This window comes from Serratia nevei (assembly GCF_024160145.1).
Lineage (GTDB): Bacteria > Pseudomonadota > Gammaproteobacteria > Enterobacterales > Enterobacteriaceae > Serratia > Serratia nevei_A.
The window spans coordinates 193,713-205,952 of the sequence record NZ_JAMYWQ010000001.1 but is presented as its reverse complement, the minus strand read 5'-3'; the positions used below and the strand labels follow the sequence as shown (position 1 = coordinate 205,952).

At 65.5% G+C, this 12,240-nt stretch carries 5 protein-coding genes; 1 reads left to right on the top strand and 4 read right to left on the bottom strand.

The features are described 5' to 3' along the window. Positions 1-3: 3 nt before the first annotated feature. Positions 4-624, top strand: coding sequence for a potassium-transporting ATPase subunit KdpC (kdpC, locus tag M6G53_RS00870; RefSeq protein ID WP_253328345.1), 621 nt, complete (start codon positions 4-6; stop codon positions 622-624). A 63-nt stretch (positions 625-687) separates the two neighbouring features. On the opposite strand, the gene entS is transcribed toward kdpC, so the two are convergent. From entS to fes, 4 genes are read right to left on the bottom strand one after another with little or no spacing between them, the layout of a single operon-like run. Next, positions 688-1,971, bottom strand: a complete 1,284-nt coding sequence (entS, locus tag M6G53_RS00865; RefSeq protein ID WP_253328343.1) for an enterobactin transporter EntS — start codon at positions 1,969-1,971, stop codon at positions 688-690. A 60-nt stretch (positions 1,972-2,031) separates the two neighbouring features. Beyond that, positions 2,032-10,542: a non-ribosomal peptide synthetase gene (locus M6G53_RS00860; protein WP_253328342.1), complete on the bottom strand. Its 8,511-nt coding sequence runs from the start codon at positions 10,540-10,542 to the stop codon at positions 2,032-2,034. A 51-nt stretch (positions 10,543-10,593) separates the two neighbouring features. Continuing rightward, the gene (locus M6G53_RS00855; RefSeq protein WP_253328341.1) at positions 10,594-10,818 is read right to left on the bottom strand and encodes an MbtH family protein; all 225 of its coding nucleotides are present in this window, start codon (positions 10,816-10,818) and stop codon (positions 10,594-10,596) included. Between the two features lie 30 nt (positions 10,819-10,848). Further along, entirely contained in the window at positions 10,849-12,156 is a 1,308-nt protein-coding gene (fes, locus tag M6G53_RS00850) for an enterochelin esterase (protein ID WP_253328340.1), read from the bottom strand. Positions 12,157-12,240 lie beyond the last annotated feature (84 nt).

Below are 12,240 nucleotides of genomic sequence, written 5' to 3'. Positions count from 1 at the left end.
ACCATGTTGAGCATATTAAACAGCGCGCTGCGTGTCAGCATCATTACCTGGCTGCTTTGTGGCTTGATGTATCCCTTCCTGGTCAATGGGCTGGGGCAAGCTTTATTCCCGGCCCAGGCCAATGGCAGTCTGATAATTACCCCTGCGGGTAAACCATTAGGTTCACACCTGATAGGGCAACAATGGAACGGAGCGCAATGGTTTCATGGTCGCCCATCGGCAACTCTGATGACTGATCCGAGTGATGCAACCAAAACGATTGCTGCGCCCTATAGCGCAAATAACTCGTCGGGATCTAATTTGGGGCCGGCCAGTAAAACGCTAAGCGATCGAATCACTGCCGATCGCCAGGCGCTGGAATCCGCCCATCCGGAACTGCGCAATCGCTTGTTACCAGCCGATATGCTGACGACCTCAGCATCAGGACTCGATCCGGATATCAGCCCCGATAACGCATTTCTTCAGGCCCCCTGGGTTGCAAAGTCACGTGGAATACCGGTTTCGCAGATTGAAGATCTTATCCAATCGCATATTCAACCGCCCATTATGGATATCTTCGGGGAGCAAAGGATAAACGTACTGGAGCTGAATATTGCGTTAGAAAAGAGGGCGAAGGAGAAATAGACATCGACATGATGTGCCACTGGGGGGAGCAGCACCGGCCGGAACAGCCGGTGCCGTGAGGGGTTAGTTGTCCGCCGCTGCTGAGGTGGCCGGCGCGGGATCATCGTGCTCGACCAGCGCGTCCGCCGGCCGGCACTGGCGCAGCGTGCGCACGCTGAAGGCCACCAGCACGCCGAGCACAGCGGCGAAAGCACCGAACGACAGCACGCTCATTAGCGGAGTGAATACCCTGCCCAGTACGCCGAGCCCCAGCGCGCCGATCGAATCGCCGGTCACGTCCTGCGCGGTGCCGAGGCTGTTCACCCGCCCCAGCAGATGATCCGGCGTGTTGCTCTGGATCAGCATGAACTGCAGGAGCGAGGCGATGGCGTTGGCATAGCCGTAGCACACCAGCGCCAGCAGCGCCGGCGCCAGGTGGCTGAACAGCCCCAGCGAAGCGATAGCGGTAAACGCGACGATGGCGGCGACCAGGATCAGCACGCCGGGCCGAGATAAACGCCCCACCCAGCCGCTAGTCAGCGCGCCCAGCATCGCACCGAGCGGCACCGCGGAATACATCAGGCCGATAGAGGAGGCCCCGACGTGGTAAGCGTCCTGCGCCAGCGCCGGGAACAGCACCCTGACGGCGCCGACGATGCTCATCAGCATCCCCAGCAGCACCACCGAGCCTACCACCTTATTGCGCCAGACAAACTGGAAGCCGCTGGCGAGCGCGCGCAACGGGTGTTCCGGCTCCTGCTGCTGCGGCAGCAGCGTCGGCAGGCGCACCAGCGGGACCAGGGTGCCCAGCGTCCCGGCGGCGGCCACGGCGAACGCCAGTCCCACGCCGCCAAATACGATGATGATCCCGCCCAGCGCCGGTGCCAGGATCGCGCCGATGCGCACCGTCACCATGCTCAAGGCTCCCGCCGCCGCCAGGTTTTCGCGCCCGACCAGCAGCGGGATCACCGCCATCAGCGCCGTCATGCCCAGCGCGCCGAAGAACCCATCCCAGGCCGCCAGCAGGTAAAGCGCCCACAGCGACGGCGCCGGGGCGAAGGCATTCAGACTCAGGGCGACAAAACCCAGCCCGCAGGTGCCGCGCGCAAACAGGATCAGCTTGCGGCGATCGTAGCGATCGGCGAGCACGCCGCCCAGCATCAGGCCGATAAACATGCCCACCCCGTCCAGCGCCACCGCGACCCCCACCTGCAACGTGGAGCCGGTCATCGCCTGGATCTGGATCGGCACCCCTACCGCCAACATGCCGAGGGAAAACACCGACAGCATGCGGGCGCAGAAAATCGCGCGAAAATGCGCATTGCTTCTCAGCAAACTGAAATCAAGAAAAAAAGAAGGTCTGGCCATAGTGTCCTGCATATCATGTTTTGGTGCGGGCCGGGACGCACGCCCCCCGGCCCGGTTGCGTTATACCAACCCGTATTGCCGCGTCAGCAGCTCGTGCAATAGCGGGCCGAGCGTCTCCAGCGAAGCCGGCGACAGAATGTCCGCGTGTTCGCAGCGCTGGTGATGGCAGATCAGCCCATCCAGATACGGCGCCCACACGGCGGCGATATCCATCTCCGGCGGCAGCGTCCGGTCGGCGACAAACAGCGTCGCCGTGCCGTGGAAACGCCGGCTGCGCGCCTGAGACAGAATGCGCACCGCGTCACGGTAGTTGGCGACGATGCTGTCGAACATCGCCGCCTTCTCCGCCATCAGCGCCGGATCGCCATGATCTTCCGCCATAAACTCAGCCTGCTCCTGGGCCACCTCTTTCTGCGCCTCCTCCTCGCTGGGGCCGGTCCAATCCTGGCCTTCCGGCGGATAGGTATCCAGCATCCCAAGGAAGGCCACCTCTTCGCCCTGCTGCTGCAGGCGCGCGGCCATCGAATGCGCCAGCGTGCCGCCGAGCGAATAGCCCAGCAGGTAATAAGGCCCCTGCGGCTGCAGGCGGCGCAGATGGGCGAGATGACGATCGACCATCTGCTCGATATCCTCACAGGTGGCGATGGCGCCGTCCGGCCTTGGCGACTGCAGGCCGATGATGGGGTAGTTCCCCGGCAGGTAACGGCTCAGCCCGGAGTACTGCCAGGCGAAACCGGAAGCCGGATGCAGGCAGAACAGCGCCGGGCCTTGGCCGGCCCGCAGTTGCAGGCACTCGCCGACGCCGCGGCTCTCGGCCGAGTTGGCCGCCTGCGCGTCATCGAGCAGGTGCGCCATCTTCTCCAGGCTGCGGGCGAACATGATCTGCCCGACGCTCAATGGCCGAGGCACGCGCCGCCGCAGCTCCGCCGCCAGGCGCATCGCCAGCAGCGAATGGCCGCCCAGTGCGAAGAAGTCGTCGTCGGCAGATACGTTTTCGCGCCCCAGCAATTCCCCGAACAGCCCTGCCAGCAGGCGTTCACTGTCGCTGTGCGGCGCGCGCCCGGCTTGCCGGGCCAGCTGCGGCCGTGGCAACGCCTTGCGATCCAGCTTGCCGCTGGCGCTGAGCGGGAAGCGGTCGGTCATGACATAGCTGACCGGCATCATGTGCGCCGGCAAACGCTGCTCCAGCGCCTGATGCAGCACGCCGGTATCCAGCGTCACGCCCGGTTGGGCGATCAGCCAGGCGACCAGCTGGCGCATATCGGCGCCGCCAAGCCCCGTCGCGCCCTCGCCCAGCTCGATGGCGCTAACCGCCGCTTGCGCTACCCCCGGCTGCGCCAGCAGCGCCTGCTCGATTTCGCCCAGCTCGATGCGCTGGCCGCGGATCTTCAGCTGATCGTCACTGCGCCCCAAATATTCGACGCTGCCGTCTTCCAGCCAGCGGGCGATATCGCCGGTGCGATACATGCGAGCCCCGTTGCCGGCGGGATCGGCGACAAACCGCTGCGCCGTCAACCCCGGCCGATGCAGATAGCCATCCGCCAGCTGAATGCCGCGCAGGTAGAGATCGCCGGCGCAGCCAACGGGCACCGGCCGCAACATGGCGTCGAGAATGCTCAGTTGGGTGTTCCAGACCGGTTTGCCGATCGGCACGCCGGCGCCGTTCACCGCCGCCAATGCCGCGCCGGACGCCGGTTGATAAGTGACATCAACCGCTGCCTCCGTCGGGCCATACAGGTTGTGCAGCGGCGCGGTAACCAACGCCTGATAGCGGGAAGCCAGTTCACACGACAGCGCCTCACCGCTGCAGAACACGCGTTTCAGGCTGGCGGCGGCGCGCCGTGGCGCCCGCTCGTTCAATGCCTCCACCCAGATAGCCAACATGGACGGAACGAAATGCAGCGTGGTCACGCCATAATCGTCAATCAACGTCGTCAGCGCCTGCGGATCGCGGTGCGCTTCCGGCGGCGCCATCACCAGGCGGGCGCCGACCATCAGCGGCCAGAAGAATTCCCACACGGAAACGTCGAAGCTGCACGGCGTTTTCTGCAATACCACGTCCTGCGCATCGAGCGCATACTCATGCTGCATCCAGAACAGGCGGTTGACGATCGCCCGGTGGTTCACCACCACGCCTTTCGGCCGCCCGGTAGAGCCGGAGGTATACAGCACGTAGGCGGGATAATCGCCGTTCCCCGCCGGTTCGCGCGGCGCCGGTTCGCGCCCGCTGTCGTCCAGCGCATCGAACAGCAGCGTCGGCGCCAGCGCGGCGAAGCGGGTGTCCAATGCACTTTCGGTGATAATCAGCCGCGGCTTGGCATCCTCCACCATGTAGGCCAGACGTTCGTCCGGGTAGCCGGTGTCCAGCGGCAGCCAGGCGGCGCCGGTCTGTACAATCGCCGTCAATGCCAGGCTGAGGCGCACGGAGCGCGGCAACGCCACCGCGACGATATCCCCCGGCTGAATGCCGGCCGCCGTCAGTCGCTCGGCCAGCAGCGCGGCCTGGCGCTGCATGTCACGGTAGTTGAGACTGTGCCCGGCATCCTGCAGCGCGATGCGTTCCGGCGTGCGCCGCGCTTGATCGGCGATCGCCTGATGCAAGGTGGTGTCCGCCACCGCCTGCCCGGTGCGGTTGACCGCCGCGATCAGCGCCTGCTCCTGCGGGGTTTGCAACTGCCAGCGCGGCAGCGGCAGATCCGGCTCGGCGATCCACTGCTGCAGCAGCGCCAGCAGCCGCGCGGCGAAGCGCTCGGGCTGTGGCACCGAGGCGCGGTACTCCATCAGCAGGCGCAGACGTTCGCCCGGCAGTACCAACAGCGTCAGCGGATAGTGGGTATAGCCTTTGTTGCGGATGGCATCACAGCGCAGCGAACCTGCGCCGCCCAGCAGAGCGTCGTTGTCCGGGTAGTTCTCCACCACCAACAGCGTATCGAACAGCGTGCCCGCTCCGGCCAGCTGTTGAATTTCCCCCAACCCCAAATCGTCGTGCTCCAGCAGTTCAATCTGCCGGTGCTGCAGGTCGGTCAACTGCTCCGTCAACGGACGATCGTGCTGCAGACGAACCCGCACCGGCAGCGTGTTGCTGAACAGGCCGACGTGTTCCTCGATCCCTTCTATCTGGCCAAAACGGCCGGAAACCGGCGAGCCGAACACCACGTCCTGCTGGCCGCAACAGCTGGCCAACTGCAAGGCCCAAATGCCCTGCATCAGGGTATTGAGCGTCAACCCGCGTTCGCGGCACAGGGTCAGCAAGCGCCTTTCCTCGGCCGGCGGCAGCGTCATTTCCAGCTCATGCACGCGCTCGTCCTGCGTTTCACCGAACAGCAACGTCGGCCGCACGTCCTGCAGTGTCTCGCGCCACAGGCGGCGCGAGGCTTCGGCATCCCGCGCGGTCAGGCGGCACACGATATCGGCATAGTTCGAACGCAGCGGCGGCAACGCCTGCTCGCCTTCACGCAGGGCCAGCATCAGATCGTTGAGCACCACCGGCGTCGACCAGCCGTCGACGATCAGGTGGTGCGCGTTAAGGAACAGCGTGTAGCGTTCGCTATCGCCGTGTTTGACCCGCAGCGCATGCAGCATCGCGCCCGGCTGGTTGAACAGATCGCGCTGCAGCTCCTGCTGCTCCAGCCGGTGCAGTGCCTGCGCCTCTTGTTCTTCCGTCAGCGGCGGCAGCGCGTGGCTGTCCAGCGGCCAATGGCTTTGCTGCGGTATCAGCTGCAGCGGCTCCCCCTCGCGGTTGAATCGGGCGGCCAATTGCGGATGGCGGCGGATCACCGCATCCAGCGCCTGCTGAAGCTGATGCACGTCCAGTTCGCCGCTAAGGCTCAGGCGCGTCAGCGAGTTATAACTGCCGCCCTGCTGCGCCGTCTGCGCATGGAACAGCAGGCCATGTTGCAACGGCAACAGCGGCAGCGCCGCGGTTAACGGCCCGCACTCCCGCTCCCAGGCGCGCACCGCCTGATCGTCGACGCCCGGCTGGGCGATCTCGGCCGCCACCAACGTCGCCGCCGCGCGTTCGGGATGCTGTTCGGCAAACTCGCACAGTGAACGCACCGCTTGCTCGATGCCGCTGTGCAGCTGCGCAATGTCGCTCTCGCTGAAGATTGCCTCCAGCCAGCTCCAGTTAATCGCCAGGCAGGCGCCGTCGCGCCGTTCCTCGACAAAGATGTTCACTTCCAGCCCGTAAGACAGCGCCTGCTGCGCATCCTGCGCCACGGCGAAGGCATCGCGGAAGCGGGTTTGGCTGCGCTGCGGCGTCCAGTGCCCCTCATCCTGGCTGAAACGTCCGAGGTAGTTGAATAAAATCTCCGGGGCGTTGTGCTGCGCCAGCGCCGCCAGGTCGTCACGCTGCGGATGCAGATAACGCAGCTGGCCGTAACCGACGCCGCGATCGACCACCGCGCGCGTCGCCCGTTTCACCGCGCGCACGGCCTCATTGTGTTCGGCGTCATGCAGTTCGATGCGCAGCGGATACTCCGCCGTCAGCCAGCCGACGGTGCGGGCCAGATCGAGGCCGTCGTCCAGCTCGGCGCGGCCGTGCGACTCCAGAGAGAAACGCAGCGACGCGGCCTGAAAACGGCGGCGGCAGGCCAAAGCCAGCGCGCACAGCATGATCTCTTCAACCTGGGCGCGATATCCCTGCGGCAATGTGCCGAGCAGCGCGGCGGTCAGCCGGCTGTCGAGCAGCGTGCGCCGTTCGCTCACCGAGGCAAGGCGATCGGTCTGCGGTTCCAGCGCGCGCCGGCCCAAACGCGGCACGCCGTCCGCCAGCATTTGCCGCCAGAACGGCAGCTCGGCTTCCCGGCGTTCCACGTCGGCGCGTAAACGCGCAGACCACTCATAGAGCGAGGTTTCTTCCGGCGGCAGCGTGATCGGCTGCCCCTGCATGACACCGTCGGCCACTTGCCGCAGCTCGTCGAGCAGGATGCGCCAGGAAACGCCGTCGACCACCAGGTGGTGGATCGCCAGCACCAGCCCCAGGCTCTGCCCGTCACGCTGCAACAGGATCGCCTGCATCATGGCGCCGGCCGCCGGGTCGAGATGCTCGAGTGCGGCGTCGAAAGCCTGTTCCGCCGCCGACTCCAGCTCGCCGGATACGGCCAGAACCTGCATGAACTCAGCGCTAGCGGCTTCCTCAACCACCAACTGGCCATCGCGGATCCGCGCGCCTAGCGCCGGGTGTGCCGCGCGCAGCTGGTCCAACGCATCACGCAGCTGTTCCGGTTGCAGCTCCGCAGGCACGTGCAGGAAAACGCCGTGCGCGAAGCGGCGATGCATATCGCCCGTCTCGGCAAACCAGTGCAGGATCGGCAGCCCGTCGATCGGGCCTTGCCGCACGCTGCGCGCGGTCTGAGAGTCAGCGGCCAGCGGCTGCATCGCCTGCGCCATGCGCGCGGGGGTGTGCAGCGCGAAGATCTCACGCGGCCGCAGCAGATAACCGTTGCGCCGCAGAGCGGTGCCCAGCCCCATCGCCGAGATACTGTCGCCGCCGAGCGCGAAGAAATCGTCGTCGGCGCCGACGCGCTCCATCCCCAACAGCTGCGCCATCGCGCGGCAAATCAGCCTTTCCTGCTCGGTGGCCGGTTCGCGAATGCTTTGCGCCAGCGTCTCCTGCGGTTTGGGCAGCGCCTGGCGGTCAATTTTGCCGTTGACGTTGAGCGGCAGCTCCGGCATCACCACCAGGATCGCCGGTACCATATAATCCGGCAGACGCTGCGCCAGCTGCCCCAGCAGCTCGTTTTGCAGCGCCGGCGCGGCGCGGCGAGCGTCATCCTGTACCGAGCAGTAGCCGATCAGGCGATAGGTGGCGCCGATCGGCTCGGCGATCACCACCGCCCGCCCCACGTCCGGCAAGGCGGCCAAGGCGCTTTCCACCTCACCCAGCTCGACGCGGAAGCCGCGCACCTTGATTTGGTGATCGGTGCGGCCAATGAACACCAGCTGGCCCTCCGCGCTCCAGCGCATCAGATCGCCGCTGCGGTACATCACCTCGCCTTCGGCGAACGGGTTGGCGACAAAGCGCGCCGCCGTCAGATCCGGGCGCCGCAGGTAACCGCGCGCGATGCCCTTGCCGGAAATGTACAGCTCGCCCGCCGCGCCGATCGGCACCGGCTGCAGGCGGCTGTCGAGCAGCCAAACTGAGGTATTGGCGAGGGGACGGCCGATCACCGGCTGGTCTGCGGCCGTCACCGGCGCGCCGAGGGTATCGACGGTGTATTCGGACGGGCCGTAATAGTTGTGGATCTCCACCTCCGGATGCTGCTGCATCAGGTTCCACAGCGTCGGCGTCGCCGCCTCGCCGCCGATCATCACGAACGACGGCAGTGGGAACTGCCCCTTCAGCAGGCCGCAGTCCACCAGTTGCGAGAAGAACGACGGCGTGATGTCCAGCAGATCGATCGGCGTCTGTTGGGTTTGTTCCAGCAGCGCCCAGGGATCGCGGCGCAGCTCCTCATCGAAGATAACCAGTTCGCTGCCCATCATCATGCAGAACAGCGGTTCCCAGGAGGAGTCGAAGGAAAACGATGCCGTATGGCCGGCGCGCAAGCGGCGCGCGTGGCGAGCCTGGAATTTTTCGATCGCCGGGCCGAACAGAGAGGCCTGGTGCGACAGGAACAGGTTGAGCAGCCCGCGGTGCGTGGACATGACGCCTTTGGGTTTGCCGGTCGAGCCGGAGGTGTAAATCATGTAGGCGAGATGCGCTTCGCTCAGCGGCACCCGCCGCTCGGCATCCGTTATCGGCGTGGCCTCGGCGGCCGCGCAGCGCGCCAGGCATGGCGCGTCGTCCAGGCACAACACCTGCGGCAGATCCGGCATGTTGGCCCGCGTGGCGCGATGGGTCAGCAGCATCACCGGCCGCGCGTCGTCGCACATCAGCGCCAAACGTTCACGCGGATAGTCCAGATCGAGCGGCATATAGGCCGCGCCGCTGGCCAGCACGGCGAACAGCGCGACCAGCGTGTCCACCGAGCGCGGAATGCCGATGGCAACCACGTCTTCGGCACCGATGCCGCTTGCGATCAGCACTCGCCCCAGCTGCATCACCCGTTCGGAGAGCTGCCGGTAGCTGAGGCGCACCTCGCCGCAGGCCACCGCCAGCGCCTCGGGCTGGCGCGCAACCTGGCGCTGGAACGCATCCATGATCGAGACCATGCCGGCCGGCGCCGTCAGCTCTGCGCCACGCCCCCAGGCTGCGAGTTGACGCAGTTCCCCTTCGCCGATCAACGCCAGTTGACCGTGCGGCTGATGCGGCTGCCGCGCCAGCTGCTGCAGCCAATGGCCGATGCGCTGCGCGTGATGATGCAAGGTGCGCGGCGAGTATTTGGCCGGGTTGGCGACCAAAGACAGCGTCAGCACGCCGCTTCGAAAACCGATCTCAAACTCCAGATCGTCGACCGGCCCCATCGCCAGCGTGTGAGTCACGGCCGCCTGACCGTCGAACGACAAGGCGCTGTGGTAAACCTTGACGTTGACCACCGGTCCGTAGAGTTCCTGATGGCCGCCGACCAGGCCGAGATCGCGTTTGATCTGCTCCGCCTCATAGCGTTGATGGCGGCGCGCCTGCTTGATTTCCGCCACGGTGGCCTGGCAGACGTCCGCCAGCGACAGTTCCGGCGTCACATTCAGCAGCAGCGGCAGCACGTTGACGACCGGGCCGACCGCCGCCAGCGCCTGCGACCCCATCCGGCGCATGAAAGGAAAACCGATCGCAAAGCGGGTTTCGCCGCTCATGCGCGCCAGGTACATCGCCAGCGCCGCCGTGACGATATCGGCCGGTTGCAGCGACCGCAGCGCGTTATCGCGCCGCGCTTCGTCAAACAGCGATTCAGGCAGTACCAGCGCCTGTTTGAGCGGCCGGGCACCCGCTTCAACCTCCCGGTTTTCCGTCGATAACGACAGCGGCGACGGCAGATCGCGCAGATGCTGTTGCCAGAACTCGGCCGCCCGCTGACGTGCGGGCGACGTTTGCCATTGCTGAAACTCTTCCACCACCTTGCCGAACGGGGTAAACGGCGAGGTCGCCGGGGACAGCCCGTGGCGCAGCGCGCGATAGATATCGGCGATCCGGCGGGTGATGGCTTCGAAGCTGAAGCCGTCCAGGGTCAAATGATGAAAGCGCTGGTACCAGAACCAGCGATCGGCGCTGACGCGGATCAGCGCATGGCGGTAAAGCGGCCGCTCGCCGTCTGCCGGCAGATCCTGTGCCAGATCGTCGTTCATCAGCGCCAGCGCCGCCTGTTCGGCGTCCGGCCGCGCGCTGAAATCAAACCACTCCGGCGCCTGCACGCGTGCAGGATCGGCGATCAGCGGCAAACGCTGCACCGGCTGGCCGTCCTGCGCCTCAAAGAACCGCGCCTGCACCGTATCCGCTTCGGCCAACCCCTGACGGATCGCGCGCTCCAGCGCTGAACGATCGATAGCGCCATGCAGTTCGGTGTAGTGCGCCACGGCGAAGCTGTTGCGGCGCAGCGCGATTTGGTCGGCGATCCAGATCCCCGGTTGCGCTGCAACCAGCGGATAATCCCGATACTCGACCTGAGTATCCGGCAAAGAAAGCGTTTCTGACATGGTGTCTGTCCTTTTCCTTAAACGGAATGTATCGATGTGGCTGCCTGGCGCTTAACGCGCCGCATCCGCCGCTTTCAGCGTCGCCGGCCGCATGTCCTGCCAGTGCGTTTCGATGTACTCGATGCATTCGCCGCGCGATGCCGGCCCCATCAGCACGCGCCACCCCTGCGGCGTATCGGCGAACTGCGGCCACAGCGAATACTGCTGCTGCGCGTTGACCAAAACGGAGAAACGGAGGCTTTCGTCATCGAACGGGTTTTGTTGTTCCTGAGTCATTTGCATTACCTGTCTGTCAAAATGTGTGGGTTATTCCATCCCGGAAAGCAGCTGGCGCACGCCGTCCACCAGACCGCCGCGCCAGCAAAGCGCATCGTGCCCGCCGGAAAACACGCGGTATTCAGCACGGTGCCCCGCCGCCGTCAGCGCCTCGTGCATCTGGCGATTGACGAATTCGATATCCGCCTCGCGATCGCCGGCCTGTTGGATCACGGTGAGCGTGGGCGCCGCCACGTTGCGTTGCCGAACCTGGCGTATCAGCCAGCCTTCCTCCAGTTCGTGGCGTTTTTCGAACTGGGTAACGAATTGCACCGTGGGCCACCAGAAGGAGCCGGACTGGCTCAGCACAAGGCCGAAGCGCTCTGGCCAGTGCAGACCGGCGTATAACGCCGCCAGCCCGCCGTAGCTTTGGCCGGCGACGACGGTACGCGCCCCTTCCTCGCTGAACGCTTCGCGCTTCTGCGCCTGCGGCAGCAGTTCGTCGATCACCGCCTGCCAGAAGGCGGCGTTGCAGGGCAGCTCGTTTTCCCGGTGTTCACCGTCGATCGCATCGATCAGCAGCCAACACGCGGGCGGCAGCCGCCCTTTTGCGGTTTCGTGCTCGATCACCGGCAACAGCGCGTGCCTTTCGATCCAGTTTTGGCCGTCGAGCAATAACACCAACGGGCGGTTCGCTTTCACCGCTGCGTCGCCGCTGGCATACAGCCAGACGCGCCGCGGCGTGCCGAGCCGTTCGCTGTGCCATTGAAAACGGTGCAATCGCGCCTCATCCAGCGGCCGATCGGCGGCCTGCCAGGCGCTTTGGTCGTCGGCATCCGGCCCCTGGGCCAGGGAAAGCGGGCGCGGACGATGCGAAGGCCCCAGCGAGAGGCGATTCAGCGGATCGGCGATCGCCAGCGGAAACAGCGATACCCACCAGGCGCGCTGCTGGCGATCGCGCAGCGTTTCGTCGTCGCTGAAGACGGGGGGAAGATCTCGCTCTGTGATGGGGATCAGGCTGTAGCTGCCGCGCCAGCGGCGATCGATAACGGCCGCGCCGTACCAAACGTCGGTGCCGGGGAGCCTGGTCAGGCTGCTGGGGGCCGTGCTGTGGTGATCCGTAATGCCGTTGATGTCGGCGTACACGCGGCGGATCGGCGAGTGCCGTTCATCGCCGGCCGGATCGCGCCACAGCCAGGTCATTTTGACGTGGTGGTCATCGTGCGGCTCGACGATGGGCGTGCCATGCGAGGCCACCCGTTGCCACCAGTCAGGCTGCCCCGCCGCCTCTTCACGCAGCCATTGTGCTGCCAATCCCTCATGGCCGCTTTCTGGCTCTTTTTCCGGCAAAAACTCCATAGTGCCCCTTACACAACATGAGTGATTTTTACAAAACCTGACAATCGTATTGATACTCATTATCATTTTCAATACTATTTGTCG